This is a genomic window from Promicromonospora sp. MS192, from assembly GCF_049532985.1.
GTDB lineage: Bacteria > Actinomycetota > Actinomycetes > Actinomycetales > Cellulomonadaceae > Promicromonospora.
In genome coordinates this window covers 1,850,312-1,866,164 of sequence record NZ_CP186693.1, presented here as the reverse complement: position 1 = coordinate 1,866,164, position 15,853 = coordinate 1,850,312, and the positions used below count along the sequence as shown (strand labels likewise).

Annotated in this window: 12 protein-coding genes and 1 riboswitch; of the genes, 4 read left to right on the top strand and 8 right to left on the bottom strand. The window is 73.7% G+C overall.

Annotation, left to right across the window (positions count from 1 at the left end; translation table 11 throughout):
- Positions 1 to 44: 44 nt before the first annotated feature.
- Complete coding sequence (locus tag ACO229_RS08340; protein WP_423464526.1) at positions 45 to 749, bottom strand: type 1 glutamine amidotransferase domain-containing protein; 705 nt, start codon at positions 747 to 749, stop codon at positions 45 to 47.
- Between the two features lie 241 nt (positions 750 to 990).
- Positions 991 to 1,094: riboswitch (SAM riboswitch) on the top strand.
- 8 nt (positions 1,095 to 1,102) lie between these two features.
- Between ACO229_RS08340 and metE the strand changes: the two genes are divergently transcribed.
- Positions 1,103 to 3,496, top strand: coding sequence for a 5-methyltetrahydropteroyltriglutamate--homocysteine S-methyltransferase (gene metE / locus ACO229_RS08335; RefSeq protein ID WP_423464525.1), 2,394 nt, complete (start codon positions 1,103 to 1,105; stop codon positions 3,494 to 3,496).
- Positions 3,497 to 3,599: 103 nt separating this feature from the next.
- Here the strand turns inward: metE and ACO229_RS08330 are convergent, their stop codons facing one another.
- The 6 genes from ACO229_RS08330 to ACO229_RS08305 all read right to left on the bottom strand — a co-directional run bounded on the left by ACO229_RS08330 (position 3,600) and on the right by ACO229_RS08305 (position 11,232).
- Entirely contained in the window at positions 3,600 to 5,285 is a 1,686-nt protein-coding gene (locus ACO229_RS08330; RefSeq protein ID WP_423464524.1) for a ricin-type beta-trefoil lectin domain protein, read from the bottom strand.
- Positions 5,286 to 5,936: 651 nt separating this feature from the next.
- Positions 5,937 to 6,950: a LacI family DNA-binding transcriptional regulator gene (locus tag ACO229_RS08325; RefSeq protein ID WP_423464523.1), complete on the bottom strand. Its 1,014-nt coding sequence runs from the start codon at positions 6,948 to 6,950 to the stop codon at positions 5,937 to 5,939.
- A 1-nt stretch (position 6,951) separates the two neighbouring features.
- Entirely contained in the window at positions 6,952 to 8,145 is a 1,194-nt protein-coding gene (locus tag ACO229_RS08320; RefSeq protein ID WP_397433803.1) for a sugar ABC transporter permease, read from the bottom strand.
- Complete coding sequence (locus tag ACO229_RS08315) at positions 8,142 to 8,930, bottom strand: ATP-binding cassette domain-containing protein (protein ID WP_397417836.1); 789 nt, start codon at positions 8,928 to 8,930, stop codon at positions 8,142 to 8,144. The genes ACO229_RS08320 and ACO229_RS08315 overlap by 4 nt, the downstream gene beginning before the upstream one ends.
- Positions 8,927 to 10,117 carry a substrate-binding domain-containing protein gene (locus tag ACO229_RS08310; RefSeq protein ID WP_423464522.1) on the bottom strand — a complete coding sequence of 397 codons (1,191 nt, stop codon included), beginning with the start codon at positions 10,115 to 10,117 and terminating at the stop codon, positions 8,927 to 8,929. Before ACO229_RS08310 ends, ACO229_RS08315 begins: the two co-directional genes overlap by 4 nt.
- Positions 10,114 to 11,232, bottom strand: coding sequence for an ROK family transcriptional regulator (locus ACO229_RS08305; protein ID WP_397417841.1), 1,119 nt, complete (start codon positions 11,230 to 11,232; stop codon positions 10,114 to 10,116). Before ACO229_RS08305 ends, ACO229_RS08310 begins: the two co-directional genes overlap by 4 nt.
- 348 nt (positions 11,233 to 11,580) lie before the next feature.
- Here ACO229_RS08305 and ACO229_RS08300 point away from each other — a divergent pair, with 348 nt between their 5' ends.
- The 3 genes from ACO229_RS08300 to ACO229_RS08290 all read left to right on the top strand — a co-directional run bounded on the left by ACO229_RS08300 (position 11,581) and on the right by ACO229_RS08290 (position 14,801).
- Entirely contained in the window at positions 11,581 to 12,870 is a 1,290-nt protein-coding gene (locus tag ACO229_RS08300; RefSeq protein WP_423464521.1) for an ABC transporter substrate-binding protein, read from the top strand.
- A 138-nt stretch (positions 12,871 to 13,008) separates the two neighbouring features.
- Complete coding sequence (locus tag ACO229_RS08295; protein ID WP_397417845.1) at positions 13,009 to 13,911, top strand: carbohydrate ABC transporter permease; 903 nt, start codon at positions 13,009 to 13,011, stop codon at positions 13,909 to 13,911.
- The gene (locus ACO229_RS08290) at positions 13,908 to 14,801 is read left to right on the top strand and encodes a carbohydrate ABC transporter permease (protein ID WP_397433807.1); all 894 of its coding nucleotides are present in this window, start codon (positions 13,908 to 13,910) and stop codon (positions 14,799 to 14,801) included. The genes ACO229_RS08295 and ACO229_RS08290 overlap by 4 nt, the downstream gene beginning before the upstream one ends.
- Before the next feature lie 57 nt (positions 14,802 to 14,858).
- On the opposite strand, the gene ACO229_RS08285 is transcribed toward ACO229_RS08290, so the two are convergent.
- Entirely contained in the window at positions 14,859 to 15,842 is a 984-nt protein-coding gene (locus ACO229_RS08285; RefSeq protein ID WP_423464520.1) for an alpha/beta hydrolase, read from the bottom strand.
- Positions 15,843 to 15,853: the final 11 nt, after the last annotated feature.

Here is a 15,853-nt window from a genome sequence, read left to right as displayed (position 1 = left end):
GCCGGACGGGACCGGTCCCGTCTCGACCACAGGCTAGCCGCGGGTCAGCGTTCCGCGAGGGCGGCGAGGACCGCCTCGGCCGTGGCGGCGCTGGACTGTGGGTTCTGGCCGGTCACAAGGTTGCCGTCGCGCACGACGGTGCTCGACCAGGGCGCCCCGGTCCGCACCAGCGCGCCACGCTCGCGCAGGCGGGACTCCACGAGGTAGGGCGCACCGTCGCCGAGGCCGCCCTGCCGCTCCTCCTCGTCGGTGAACGCGGTGAGCTCCCGCCCGGCCCACGCGAAGGTGCCGTCCGGGGTCTGCGCGCTGAGCAGCGCGGCGACGCCGTGGCACAGCGCGGCGACGACCGCGCCGCGCTGGTCCGCGGTGCGCAGCAGGTGCCCGAGGCCGGCGTCGTAGGCCAGGTCGGCCATGGGGGCGTGGCCGCCGGGGACGTAGATCGCGTCGTAGTCGGCGGCGTGCACGTCCGCGAGCACGAGCGGGTGCGCGAGCCGGTCGGCGACGGCGTCGAGGTAGGCGCGGTGCCGGGCGGCGTCGGACGGGCCGACGCCGCCGCGCTCGTCGAGGCTGATCGCGTCGACGGTGGGCCGGACGCCACCGGGCGTGGCGATGTCGACGTGTGCGCCGGCGGCCGTCAGCACGCGGTGCGACGCCGCGACCTCCTCGGCCCAGTAGCCCGTGGGGTGGGTGGTGCCGTCGGCCAGACGCAGGGTGCTCGCGGCGGACAGGACCATCAGGATCTTCGGCATGGGTGGGTGACCTTCTGTGCGGGTGCGCCGGTGGTGGTGCCGGCGTACGGACGAGAACGTCAGCGTCCGCCGCGGGCTGCCCGTCCGGCACATCGTCGCCATCAGGTTCCTGATGGCGGCCGCCTTGCCGGGATCGCCGCCGTGCGCTAGACGGCCGCGACGCGATGACCAGCGCGAACGTCGTCGTCTTGAAGCGTGGACGGTTTTCCGACCACATCCCGGTCATGCTTACGATCCAGGTCAATCATCCAGAGCGGTCGAGAGTCCTGGCTCCACGACACCGCAGCAACCTACCTCCGAGGCGCCCATCTCGGGGCAAGGTGCTAACGCCAGGTCCGATGGAGCTGATACGCATGGCAGTCAAGAACCCGCACTTCCCGAACGCCACCGTCCTGGGCTACCCGCGCATCGGCCGACGCCGCGAGCTCAAGCGCGCGGTCGAGTCCTTCTGGGCCGGCCGCACCACCGCGGACGACCTGGAGGCCACCACGCACGACCTGCGGCTGGCCACCGTGCGGCACCTCGCTGACCTGGGCCTGGGCGCCGACGGCGCCGCCGTCCCCGGCTCGTTCTCGTCCTACGACCAGGTGCTCGACGCCGTCGCCCTGCTGGGCGCGGTACCCGAGCGGTTCGCGGGGCTCACCACGCCCGAGGGCCGCCTCCCGCTGGACGCCTACTTCACGGTGGCCCGCGGCGCGGGTGACGCGGCACCGCTCGAGATGACCAAGTGGTTCGACACGAACTACCACTACCTGGTGCCCGAGATCGGCCCGGACACCCCGATCGGGTTCGTCGACGACCGCGTGGTGCGCGAGTTCACCGAGGCGGCGCACCCGGCAGACGGCGGTCCCGCGGTCGTCACCCGGCCCGTGCTCGTGGGGCCCGTGACGTTCCTCCTGCTCAGCAAGCCGGCTGACGGCGCCCCCGAGGGCTTCCGCCCGCTGGACCGGCTGGACGACGTCGTGGCCGCCTACGCCGGTGTGCTGCGCGCGCTGGCCGCGGCGGGGGCGCCCTGGGTGCAGCTCGACGAGCCGGCCCTGGTCACCGACCTGTTGGGCGTGCCCTTCGACGAGGTGGCCGACGCCGTGCGCCGCGCCTACACCCGCCTGGCCACGGACCTCTCCCCCGCGCCGGCAGCGGACGGCGCCACCGAGCGGCCCGCGATCCTGGTCACGGCGCCGTACGGCGACCTGCGTTCCGAGGCGGGCGACGGTCTGGCGCTGCTGGCCGGCACCGACGTCGAGGCCGTCGCGATCGACCTGGTCCGCGGCGCGGTGCCCACGGGCCCGGTGCCCGGGCTGGAGACGAAGACCCTGGTCGCGGGCGTGATCGACGGGCACAACATCTGGCGTGCCGACCTCGGCGCCCGCCTGGCCGTCCTGGAGGGCCTGACGGCGCCGGGTACGGGTCCGGGCGCGGGTGCCCTGGCCGTGGGCACCTCCACGTCGCTGCTGCACGTGCCGCACGACGTCGCGGACGAGCCCCGCCTGGACGCCGGGCTGGCGTCGTGGCTCGCGTTCGCCGACCAGAAGGTCGCCGAGGTCGCGACCCTGGCGACGGCACTGACCGACGGACGCGCGGCCGTGGCCGACCAGCTCGCCGCCTCCACCGCCGCGGTGCGCACCCGCGCGGCGGCGCCCGGCGTCGTCGTCCCCGCGGTGCGGGCGCGGGCCGCCGCGCTGAGCGCGGCCGACGTCGAGCGCGCACCGTACGCGGAGCGCGCAGAGGCCCAGCAGGCCGCCCTCGGCCTGCCGCCGCTGCCGACCACCACCATCGGCTCGTTCCCGCAGACGGCCGAGATCCGCACCACGCGCGCCGCGTGGGTGCGCGGCGAGCTGTCCGACGCCGACTACACGGCCGCGATGCGCGCCGAGATCGCGAGCACGGTCGCGCTCCAGGAGGAGCTGGGACTGGACGTGCTGGTGCACGGTGAGCCCGAGCGCAACGACATGGTGCAGTACTTCGCCGAGCAGCTCGACGGCTTCGCGACCACGGTGCACGGCTGGGTGCAGTCCTACGGTTCGCGCTGCGTGCGGCCGCCGATCCTGTGGGGCGACGTGTCCCGGCCCGCGCCGCTGACGGTCGAGTGGACGGCGTACGCGGCCTCGCTCACCGACAAGCCGGTCAAGGGCATGCTCACGGGACCGGTCACGATCCTCGCCTGGTCCTTCGTGCGCGACGACCTGCCGCTGGGCGACACCGCCGACCAGGTCGCCCTCGCCCTGCGCGACGAGGTGACCGACCTGGAGGCGGCGGGCATCGGCGTCGTGCAGGTGGACGAGCCCGCGCTGCGCGAGCTGCTGCCGCTGCGCACGGCCGCACATCCTGCGTATCTCGACTGGTCGGTGCGCTCGTTCCGGCTGGCGACCGCCGGGGCCGCGCCCGCCACGCAGGTGCACACGCACCTGTGCTACTCGGAGTTCGGGCAGGTGATCGGGGCGATCGACGGCCTCGACGCCGACGTCACGTCCGTGGAGGCCGCCCGGTCCCGCATGGAGATCGTGCCGGAGCTGGCCGACGCCGGCTACGCGCGCGGCATCGGCCCGGGCGTGTACGACATCCACAGCCCGCGCGTGCCGTCGGTGCAGGAGGTGACCGACCTGGTGGAGCTCGCCGCCAAGTCGATCGACCCGCGCCTGGTGTGGGTCAACCCGGACTGCGGCCTCAAGACCCGCGCCTGGCCGGAGACGAAGCAGTCCCTCGCGAACCTGGTCACGGCCGCGAACACGGTCCGCGCCACCCTCTGAGGCCCGATGGAGACCCCTGGCGAGACAGAGCAGGCGCCACCTTCGTGCTGCTGCTCTGTCTCGCCAGGGGTCTCCATCGCTACCGTTCTGTCTCGGCGACGGGTCAGCCCACGCGCCACTTCTGGGCCGCCGTGCCGTTGCAGGTCCAGATCTGCAGCGGGGTGCCGTCCGCGCTGTTGCTGTTCGGCACGTCCACGCACTTGTTCGCCAGGATCGAGACCAGGTCCCCGGCACCGCTCAGCGTGAACTGCTGGGCCGGGTTGCCGCTGCAGTTGGCGAGCTGAACGGCCGTGCCGTCGGCCGTGTTGCCCCAGGCCACGTCCATGCACAGCCCGCCGGCGCGCAGCGTGCCGTCCGCGTGGAACGTCCACCGCTGCGCCGCCGTGCCGTTGCAGGTCCACAGCTGGAGCCGCTTGCCGTCGGTGAACTCGGAGTTGGGCACGTCGATGCACTTGCCCGCCAGCCCCACCAGCGGCCGGCCCCCGCCTCCGCCCGTGGTGGTGAGCTGCAGGCCGTAGTTGCTCAGGATCGGGTTGAGCGGCTGGTAGATGAACCGGCCGTTCGTGGAGCAGTCCCCGATGCGGCCCGAGGTGACGCCCTGCGCCTGGTTGCCCGAGATCACCGAGCCGCCGGAGTCCCCGCCCTCGGCACATGCGGAACCCGTGGCCATGCCCGGGATGTCGCCGTCACCGTAGTTGATGGTGACGTTCTTCTCCTGGATGACGCCGCAGCGCCAGCCCGTCGTCCGGCCGGACCGGCACACCGACGCGCCGATCCCCTGCTCCGCCGAGCCCGCCACGGCGACCGTGCCGCCCGCATAGTTGTTCACCGCGGCCGTCGGCGTCCAGCCGCTGGTGGTGCCCACCCACGCCCAGTCGTGCCCCGGGAAGGTCGAGCCACGGTAGGTGCCGAGGGCCGTGCCGTCGGGGGCGGTGACGGCGTTGCCGGTCTGCCCGCAGTGCCCCGCGGTCACGAACCCGCCCGACACCGCGAACCCGATCGAGCACAGCGTGACCCAGCCGTCCCCCGTCGGCCGGTGGAACTCGTCGCCGCCCCGGATGTCGCGGGCCGTGCGCGGCGCCACCGTGGACTTCTCGACCCGCACCACCTCGGCCGGGACGCCCGCCTGGTCGATCATCTCCCGCGCGGCCGCGGCGTCGGCCGCCTCGACCACCACCTCGTTGGTCGTGGGGTCGGCGTACCAGGAGTGCACGGAGATGGGCGCACCCACCTCGTCCAGGGCCTCCTTCCACGCGGTGAGCGCGCCCAGGCCGTGCTCGACGACGACGGCGTCCGCGCCGGCGCGCTCGGCCACCTTCGCCGCCGCCGCGCTCGTGACGGCGACCCGCGGCGCGTCGGCACCCCGGGGCAGCCAGGTGCCCGCGTAGTCCTCGCCGAGCGTCGCCGCCAGGTGCGCCTCGACGATCGCCGCCTCGGCGTCCAGCGCCAGGCGGGCCGGGATCTCGGCCCTGGTCAGACCCAGGTCGCGCTCCATCGCGCGCACCTGGGCGTCGGGGAGATCGGCGACGTCGAGGCCGGCGGTGCCGGGGGCGGTGCTGCGGGTGCTGGTGGTGCTGGCGGTGCTGATGTCGGCGGTGGTGGTGCCGGCGGTGGTGGTGCCGGCAGTGCTGATGCCGGCAGTGCTGATGCCGGCAGTGCTGGTGCCGGCGCCGGTCGCAGTGGGCGACGCCGCCCCCGCCGTGGACGCGCCGGTGAGTGCCGTGCCGACCACGAGCGCGACGGCCGACAGCGCTATCAGGGACCGGGACGTTCTCAGGGTTCGTGACATGGTGTGCTCCTCGTCAGGCCTGGGGAACCTCGTGTGCCTGGGAGCGTATTGACGCGGCACCGCGGCCAGAACTGCTGGACCACCACCGTGTGGAAAACACCTAAACCTGCGCGTACTACCCCTTATCCCACAGGCGCCCGTCCACACTTTTCACCCGGCCCCCGGGAGCGGGGGGCGCTGGTCCCACGGGCTCGGTCCCTTGCACACCGCCACGAGACGAGTTCGATCCCTTGCCTCGAGATCGGCCCGATGATGGACCGATCTCGAGGCAAGGGACCGAACTCGCCGGGGCAGGGCAGACAAGAGACCGAACTCATGGCAGCAGGAGACCGAACCCACGCCAGCCCGGCACGCAAGCGGGCGACGCCGAGGCAACAGACCGAACCCACGGCAGCACGAGACCGAACCCACGCCACCCCGGCACACAAGCGACCGACGCCGAAGCAACAGACCGAACTTGCCAGGGCAGAGCACGCAAAGGACCGACCCAAGACAGCACGAAAGCGGACCTGTGACCGCCGGACACGACGAGAACCCACGCCAGTAGAGCACGCAAAGGACCGACCTCAAGGCAACGGACCGAACCCACGGCAGCAGAGCACGCAAGGCACCGAGCTCCCCCCACCAACCCGACCCGCCCGGCAGCCCCGGTCAGCGCGCCCGGCGCTCCCCGCTCCCCCGCGCGACCACCCGCGTGGGCAGCACCACCAGCTCGACCGGCCGCCCAGGATCCGCGGAGCGTGCCACCGCGAGCTCGGCGGCGCGCCGGCCCATCTCGACGGCGTCGTACGCCACGACGGTGATGCCCAGCAGGTCGGCCAGCTCGAAGTCGTCGAAGCCCACCACCGCGATCTCGCCGCCGCCCGCGCGCCCGCCCACCTCGTGCAGGGCCTGGAGCGTGCCCACCGTCGCGCGATTGTTCGCCGCGAGGATGGCGGTGGGCGGCTCGGGGTCTGCCAGCAGCTCCGCCGCGAGGTCCCGGGCGGCCGACGCCGAGTGCGCGCCCGACCGCAGCCAGCGCTCGGCGTCGGGCACCCCGGCGTCCGCCATGACGGCGAGGAACTCGGCGCTGCGCTCCTGGTAGGTCCACAGGTGGGGCTCGTCGCCCACGAACCCGATGCGGCGGTGGCCGTGGTCCAGCAGGTGCCGGGTGGCCGCACGCACGCCGCCCCGGTTGTCGATCACCACGGTGTCCACGTCCATCCCGGCGGCCGGCCGGTCCACCACGACCACCGTGAGCCCCGCGGCGATCTCGCCGCGCAGGGCCGAGTGGTCGGCGCCCGCGGGCGTGACGATGAGGGCGCCGACCCGCCGCTCCAGCAGCTCGCCGGTCAGCGAGCTCTCGCGGGAGGGATCCTCGTCGGACGACGCCGTCAGGAGCTGCAGCCCGTGCTCGCGCAGCTCGCGCTCGATGCCGCTGGCCAGCGCGGAGTAGAACTCGTTGGCCAGGTCGCCGGTGATGAAGCCGACCAGCCGGGAGAAGCCGCCGCGGGCGAGGTCGGCGGCCACGGCGTTGCGCCGGAAGCCGAGCGACGTGGCGGCGTCGCGCACCCGTTCGCGGGTCGCCGCGGCCACGTTGGGCTCCCCGTTGAGCACGCGCGAGGCGGTCTTCAGGCTCACCCCGGCGGCCTCGGCCACCATCGCCAGCGTCGGACGACGGATCATGTCAGGCCTCCCGGCGCTTGCGCACCAGCATGTCGATGATGATGGCCAGCAGCAGCACCGCGCCGGTCACCATGTACCGGGCCGCCTGGTCCACGTTCATCAGCGTGAGGCCGTTGGCGATGGACTGGATGACGAGCACGCCCAGCACCGCGGACCACGCGCTGCCCCGGCCGCCGAACAGGCTCGTGCCGCCGATCACCGCGGCGGCGATCGCCACCAGGTAGGTGTCCGCCCCGCCGGTGCCCTGGTTGGCGGCGCCGAGCCGACCCGCCGCGAGCACGCCCCCGAGCGCGGCGAGCGTCGAGCAGGCCACGAAGCACAGCACCACGGTGCGCTGCACGGGCACCCCGGCCAGCGTGGCGGCCCGCCGGTCGCCGCCGACCGCGCGCACCGACCGGCCCCAGCGGGTGCGGCGCAGCAGCACGTCCGTCACCACGACCAGGGCCGCGAACAGCACCACCGAGAAGCCGACGCCGCGGGCCGCGCCCAGGTAGGCCACGATCGCCGACAGCACCACGGCGAGCACCCCGGTGCGCACCGCGACCTGTCCGACGCTCGCCGCCGGCAGCTCCGCGCGCCGTCGCCGCGCCCGCGCGGCCACCTGCACGGCCGCGTACGCGACGACGACCACCACCACCAGCGCCCAGGCCACGCCGGTGGGCAGGAAGCTCTGCTGCACCGACCGCACGAACCAGGACTCGAAGGGCAGGTTGATCGAGCCCAGCGGGCCGAGTACCCGCAGCTGCACCCCGGCCAGGAACAGCAGCCCGGCCAGCGTGAACACGAAGCTGGGCAGGCCGAGCCGCGCCGAGAGCATGCCGTAGCCGAGGCCGACCACCACGCCGCAGGCCAGCGCGGCCAGGATCGCGAGCGCGACCGGCCAGCCCAGGGTCACGGAGCCGACGGCGACCACGGCCGCGGCGAGCCCGCTGAGCGACCCGACCGACAGGTCGATCTGGCCCACCAGGAGCACCAGGACCACGCCGAGCGCGATGACCCCGACCGGGGCGCTCTGCAGGGTCAGGTTGACCACGTTCTCGGGGGCGAGGAACGCGGGGTTGACGGCCCCGAGCACGAGCCAGATGGCGGCCAGCGCCACCACGATCGGGAGCAGGCTGGTGCCACCACGGACCCGCTGCCAGACGGCGCCCGGCAGGCCCGCGCCCGGCGCCGCGGCCGGCGCGTCGGCGCTCATCGGCGCACCGCCCGTCCGGCGTCGGTGCGACCCGCGCCGCCCGCGTGCTTGGTGCCCGGCCGGACCGCCCCGGTCATCGCGGCGAGCAGGTCCTCGTAGGAGGCGTCGCCGTCGAACACGTCGTGCACGCGGCCCAGGCGCAGCACCACGATGCGGTCGGCGACGGCCTGCAGGTCTCCCGCCTGATGGCTCACCAGGACGACGGCGTGCCCGCGCTCGCGCAGCCGCACGATGAGGTTGAGCACCTCGGCGGTCTGACGGACGCCGAGCGACGCCGTCGGCTCGTCGAGCACGACCACGCGGGGCGAGCCGAGCAGGGCGCGGGCCACGGCCACGACCTGGCGCTGACCGCCCGACAGGGTGCGCACCGGGTCGCGCACCGACGGCACGCTGGCGGCGAGCTGGTCGAGCAGCCGCCAGGCCTCGCGCTCCATGGCGACCTCGTCCAGCAGCGGGCCGCGCACGGTCTCGTGCCCCAGGAACAGGTTCTCGACCACGTCGAGGTCGTCCACGAGCGCGAGCTCCTGGAACACCGCGGCGATCCCGAGGGTGCGGGCGACGGCCGGCGTGTCCAGCACCACCGGGCGGCCGTCCAGGAGCACGTCGCCGGCGTCCGGCCGGTGCGCGCCCGCGAGCACGCCCGCGAGGGTGGACTTGCCGGCCCCGTTGTCGCCGACGACGGCGAGCACCTCGTGCTCGCGCACGTCGACGTCGACGTCGACCAGGGCGCGCACGCCGCCGAACCGCTTGGAGACGCCGCGCAGGGACAGCACCGGATCGCTCATCGGGCACCCACCCCCGCGAGGGCCCCGGCGGCGTCGCCGGACCCGAGCAGGCCCGCGCGCTCGCACGCCGCCTCGTAGGCCGGGACGCAGATCTGGTCGACGGTGTAGACGTGCCCGTCCACGATGACGTGCTCGACGTCGGCCGCGCCCACCGCGCGGGGCGCGAGGAGCACCGTGGGCACGCCGTCGGTCACGGCCGTGGTGCGCGGGTCCTGACCGCGCAGCACGCGCACGGCGAGCTCGGCGGCCGTGGCGGCCTGCTGGTCGGTGGCCTTGTAGACGGTCATGAACTGGTCCCCGGCCACGATCCGCTGCACCGCGGCGAGCTCGCCGTCCTGCCCGGTGGTGACGGGGACCGGGTCGAGGCCGGCCGCCTTGGCGGCGGCGATGGCGCCGCCGGCGATGGCGTCGTTGGCGGCGAGGATGCCGTCGACCCGGCCGGGGTACTGGGTCAGCATCGCCTCGGTCCACTCCGTGGCCTTGTCGGGGCTCCAGTCGGGCGTGTAGTGCTCGGCGAGCACGTCGATGTCCTCTCCCTCGAGGGCGCGGCGGGCACCCGCGGCGAGCGCGAGCGCGTTGGGGTCGGTGGCCGAGCCGTGCGCGAGCAGCACCCCGGGCCGTCCGTCGTCGTCCTGACCGCCCTCCTGCCCGGCGTCCTGGTCGGCGTCGGCCCGGGCGGCGCGCTCGGTGACCGTGCCGGCCAGTGCCGAACCCAGCAGGAAGCCGATGAACTCGTAGTCGTACGACACGTAGTAGTCCGCGCCGTCCACGAACCGATCGTAGGCGATCACCTGGGCACCCAGCCGCTTGGCCTGGGTGACGATCCCGACCGCGGCGACGGTGTCGACCGCGTCGAGCACGAGCACGTCGGCGCCCTGGGCGAGCATGGACTCGGCCTGCTCGAGCTGGGCGGCGGCGTCCTGCGCGGCGTTCGCGTACAGCACGGTGCAGCCCGGGCAGCGCCGGCCGGTGACGGAGACGAAGGTGGGGCGGTCGGACGCCTCGTACCGGGCGGTCTGGGCCTCGGGCAGCAGCAGCCCGATGGTCCCCTCGTGCTCGACGCCGGGCGCGGTGCCGGTGTCGCCCACCGCGCACCCGGCGCCGCCGGCCGCCACGACGAGCCCGACGGCGCCGGCCAGGACACGCCTGGCCCAGCCTCTCCGCCTGCCGGGGGTGGGTCGGGTCATGTCGTCACTCCTAGGGAGCCCTGGGCCCGGGCTCGGTCGAGAGCCGCGGCCAGCGCACCGCGGACGCCGGCGTCCGCGCCGAGGGCCGAGGGGATCACCTCGGCCGGGCCGCGCGAGGTGGCGACCACGCGCTGGCCGAGCGCGGTGCGCAGCGGTTCGAGCAGCACCTCGCCCGCCTCCGCGAGCTGGCCGCCGATGACCACGACGTCGGGGTCCACGAGGTTGCACAGGTTCGCCAGGGCGACGCCGAGGTGGCGCCCGGCGTCGAAGACCACGCGGTGGCAGCCGGGGTCGCCGGCGCGGGCGCGGGCCACGAGGTCCGCCAGCGTGAGGTGGCCCGCCTCGGGCGGCAGCAGGGACAGCAGGCGGGTGGCGCCCACCAGCATCTCGAGGCAGCCGCGGTTGCCGCACCGGCACACGGGGCCGTTCTCGTCGACGGACACGTGCCCGATCTCACCGGCCACGCCCGACCGGCCGTGCACGGCCCGGCCGCCCAGCACCAGGCCGCCGCCCACGCCGTGCGACGCGCGGACGTAGGCGACGGAGTCGTAGCCGGCGCCCGCGCCGAACCGCGCCTCCGCGATGGCGGCCAGCGTCGAGTCGTTGTCGGTCGTGACCGGCACGCCGAGCTCGGCGCCGAGCATCTCGTCCACGCGGACGCCGTCCCAGCCGCGCATCATGCCGACGGTCACGACCTCGCCGGTGCGGATGTCGACCGGCGCGGGCACCCCCACGCCCACGGCGAGCAGCTCGGACGGGTCGGCGTCCACGGCCTGGAGCATCTCGCGGACGAGCATCGCCGTGCGCTGGATCCCGGCGTCGGCCCGGTGGTCGGGGGCGAGCGGCATGCGCTGCTCGGCCAGGACGCGCATCGAGGCGTCGGCCAGCGCGACGCTGAGGGACCGCTGCCCGAACCGGATGCCCACCACGAGGCCGAGGTTGCGGGCGAGCGTGACCTGGAGCGCGCGCCGTCCGTTGCGCACGGACTGCGCCGTGTGCAGCACGCCCGCGGCGGACAGCTCCTTGACGATGTTCGAGATGGTGGCCGGGGACAGCCCTGTGACGCCGGCCAGCTCGATCTGCGTGAGGGAGCCACGCTGCTGGACGGCGCTCACGATACGGGCTCGGTTGGCCTCACGCAGTGAGGTCTGCGAACCCGGGGTCACCCGATCCGCGCGCACAGCGCCCAGGGTAACCGCCTTCCGGTGAGAAATGACGGGTTTGGATACACGAACTGAACGTTCAGGTCACGATCGAGCGACGCTTGCGTTCATTTCTTGACACCAACGGCGCCTGGTCGTTCGATAGACGCGGGTTCACGGGCGTACAGGCGCGCCCGGCCGGCCCCAGGTACGACGTCGTCCCCCAGCGCACCGAGCCCAGCGAGGCCCAGCGCGCCGGTGCCGGGACGACGAGATCCCGGGCCGGTGCTCCAGCGACCGAGGAAGGTTGAGGGACCCCAGATGCGAGTGAACCGGAGGATGACCGCGACGGTGGCGACAGCCGCTGTCCTCGGTCTCACGCTGGCCGCGTGCGGCGGCGGCGACAGCTCGGGTGACGGCGGCGGCGGCGAGGGCGGCGGCGACCAGGTCGAGGTGTTCACCTGGTGGGCGGCCGGCTCGGAGAAGGCCGGCCTCGACGCCCTTGTCGGCGTCTTCGAGGAGCAGCACCCCGACATCGAGTTCGTCAACGGCGCGGTCGCCGGCGGCGCGGGCTCGGCGGCGAAGGACCTGCTGCAGACCCGCCTGCAGGCGCAGGACCCGCCGGACACGTTCCAGGCGCACGCCGGTGCCGAGCTGCAGGACTACATCGACGCCGCGCAGATCGAGGACGTCTCCGACCTGTACGACGAGTTCGGCCTGACCGACGTCTTCCCGGCCGACCTGGTCGACCGGCTCTCCACCGAGGACGGCGCGATCTACTCGATCCCGTCGAACATCCACCGCGCGAACGTGATCTGGGCCAACCCGGCCGTGCTCGAGGAGAACGGCATCGACCCCGAGGCGCAGTACGAGGACCTCGACGCCTGGATCGCCGACCTCGACAAGCTCGACAAGGCCGGCGTGACGCCGCTGTCGGTGGGCACCACCTGGACGCAGGTGCACCTGCTGGAGACGGTCCTGCTGGCCGACCTGGGCCCCGAGGGGTACACCGGGCTCTGGGACGGCAGCACCGACTGGGAGGGCGCCGAGGTGACCGCGGCCCTCGAGGACTTCGAGACGCTGATGGGGTACACCAACGACGACCGTGACGGTCTCGACTGGCCCGAGGCGACCCAGATGGTGATCGACGGCAGCGCCGCGTTCAACGTCATGGGCGACTGGGCGGTCGCCGCGTTCGAGGAGCAGGACAAGGCCCTCGGCACGGACTTCACCGCGGCCCCGGTGCCGGGCACCGACGGCGTGTTCGACTTCCTCGCCGACTCGTTCACCCTGCCCGTGGGCGCCCCGCACCCCGACGGCGCCAAGGCGTGGCTGGAGACCGTGGGCTCCCTGGACGGCCAGGTCGCGTTCAACAAGGCCAAGGGGTCCATCCCGGCCCGGACCGACGCCGACCCGGCCGACTTCTCCGAGTACCAGCAGACCGCCATCGAGTCGTTCGCCAACGACACGATCGTGTCCTCGCTGGCGCACGGCGCCGCGGCGCCGGTCGCGACGCTCAACGCGATCTCGGACGCCACCAGCAAGTTCACCACGGGCGCGTCCGACCTCGCCGGCTACCAGTCCGAGCTGGCCGGCGCAGTCCAGGGCTGACCCGCCCGGGAGCACCGCTCCCGGCTGGACCACCCACCGCGCGCCGTCGGGTCCGTCCCGACGGCGCGCGGCCGCGCCCGCCCGCCACAGCCACCCACCAGCCGCCGGCCACCAGCCATGGCACCCCGAGGTACCCACATGCTCAAGAAACTGCGGCGAGTCGGACCACCGCTCCTCCTGCTCGCCCCGTCCCTGATCCTCGTCGGCGTGTTCGTCTACGGGCTGATCGTCGCCAACTTCTCCACGTCCTTCACGGACAGCCACACGGCCGCGCAGGCCACCGGGCAGGAGCCCGCCGCCTTCGTCTGGTTCACGAACTACCTCGACCTGCTGGCCAGCGAGGACTTCCAGCACTCGCTGATGAACCTCCTGCTGTACACGGCGGTGTTCCTCGCCGGGACCATGGTCATGGGCTTCCTGTGGGCGTGGATGCTGGAGAAGCCGGTCAAGGGCGAGGGCCTGTTCCGCTCGGTGTACCTCTTCCCGATGGCGGTCTCGTTCGTCGCCTCCGGTGTGGTGTGGCGCTGGCTGCTCAACTCCAACCAGGACGAGCAGGCCTCCGGCCTGAACCGCCTGTTCCAGATGGTCGGCCTCGACCTCCTGCAGAACAACTGGTGGAACAACGTCACGTTCGGCATCGTCGCCATCGCCATCCCGGCGATCTGGCAGCTCTCGGGCTACGTGATGGCGCTCTTCCTGGCCGGGTTCCGCGGTATCCCGGACGAGCTGCGCGAGGCCGCCCGCGTGGACGGTGCCAGCGAGTGGAAGCTGTACCGCTACGTGCTGTTCCCGCAGCTCTCGCCGGTGGCGCTGTCGGCCCTGATCATCATCGGCCACATGTCCCTGAAGGCGTTCGACCTCATCATGTCGATCTCCAAGCCGGCCAACTACCAGACCAAGGTCCCGGCCGTGGACATGTTCGTGTTCAAGTCGAGCTTCGACTACGCGAACGCGGCCGCCGTGGGCTCGATCCTGCTGATCATCGTGGCGCTCGTCATCGTGCCGTACCTGATCCGCACGAACCGCGAGGAGAAGCGATGACCGCCGCCGCCGAACAGCTCACGGCGCACCCGCGGGCCGTGGGCGGCCCCGGCCCCCGCACGAGCCGGAGCCGGTACTCGCTGGCCCGCACGCTGCGCTACGCGGCGCTGATCTTCTTCCTCGTCGTGGTGCTCATCCCGGTGTACGTGCTGCTGGTGACCAGCTTCAAGGGCACCGGCGACGCCGACCCGAGCCGCGCCTGGGCCCTGCCGCAGGCCTGGACGCTCGACAACTGGGCCACGGCCTGGACCACGCTGTCCCCCGCGATCGTGCGGACCGTGAGCATGGTGGTGCCCAGCGCCATCATCTCGGCGTTCCTCGGGTCGCTGAACGGGTTCGTGCTGGCGCGGTGGACCTTCCGCGGCGCCGACATCGTCTTCACCGTGATCCTGTTCGGGATGTTCATCCCGTACCAGGCCGTGATGATCCCGCTGAACCAGCTCGTCCTGGACCTCGGCCTGCCGAGCGGTGTGCCCACGCTGATCCTGCTGCACGTGGTCTACGGCATCCCGATCACCACGCTGATCTTCCGCAACTACTACGCCACCGTGCCGCACGAGCTCATCGAGGCCGGCCGGGTCGACGGCGCGGGCATGCTGCGCACCTACTGGTCCATCGTGCTGCCCCTCTCGATCCCCAGCTTCGTGGTGGTGCTGATCTGGCAGTTCACCTCGGCGTGGAACGACTTCCTGTTCGCGGTGTTCTTCTCGTCCTCGCAGAACGGCCCCGTGACCGTGGCGCTGAACAACCTCGCCAACGGCGCCCTGCTGCAGAACTACGGCGTCTCCATGGCGGGTGCCCTGTTCGCGTCGCTGCCGACCCTGCTGGTCTACATCGTGCTGGGCAAGTACTTCGTGGGCGGCCTGATGTCGGGGTCGGTCAAGGGCTGACGCGCCGACGCCGACCGCGCCCGGACGGGTGGTGCTTACCCGTCCGGGCGCGGTCGGCTACGCCCCGGAGGCCGGGTCCGTCAGCCGGCGGCCGAGCCAGGCCGTGCGCGTCGCGCGGGCCGTACGGGACACCCGGGCGTCCGGCACGAGGGAGTCGAAGCCGTGGAAGCCGCCCGCCCACACGTGCAGCTCCGCCTCGCCGCCCGCGGCCCAGATGCGTGCCGCGTAGGCCACGTCCTCGTCCCGGAAGACCTCCGCGGAGCCGAGGTCGACGTACGTGGGCGGCAGGCCCGACAGGTCCGCGGCCAGCGCCGGAGAGATGTACGGCGACACCCCCGCCGGGTGCTCGCCCAGCACCGCGGACCAGCCGAACGCGTTCTGCGCCCCCGTCCAGGTAGCAGGCCCCTCGGCGAACTGCCGGCCGGAGCCGGTGCCGCCCCGGTGGTCGAGCATGGGGCACACCAGCACCTGCGCCGCGACGGCCGGCGCGCCCCGGTCGCGGGCCAGCAGCGTGACGCCGGCCGCCAGTCCCCCGCCCGCGCTCGTCCCGGCGACCACCAGCCGCTCCGGGTCCACGCCGAGCTCGGCCGCGTGCTCGGCGACCCAGACCAGACCCCGGTAGCAGTCCTCGACCGGCACCGTGCCGCCGTGCTCGGGGGCGAGCCGGTACTCGACGGTCACCACCACGGCACCGAACCGGTCCAGCCAGTCCAGCGGGACGTCGATCTGGGAGAACCGGTCCCCCAGCACCATGCCGCCGCCGTGCATCCAGTACACGACGGGCGCCGGCACCGACGGGTCCCGCCGGGCCGGGCTCAGGACGGTCAGCGGCACCGGGTCGCCGTGCGGCGAGGTGGCCACCACGTCGCGGCGCTCGACGCCCCGGCCCGCCAGGAGCGCAGCGAGCGCCTCGGGCGGGGTCGCGGCGGCCGCCCGCACGGCGGGCAGCGTCGCGGCGGTCAGGGGGACGGCGGGCAGGAGGTCGAGCAGCGGGCGCAGCTCCGGGTCGACGTCCGGTCGGGGGGCGGGTTCGACGGTCATGGGGTTCCTCT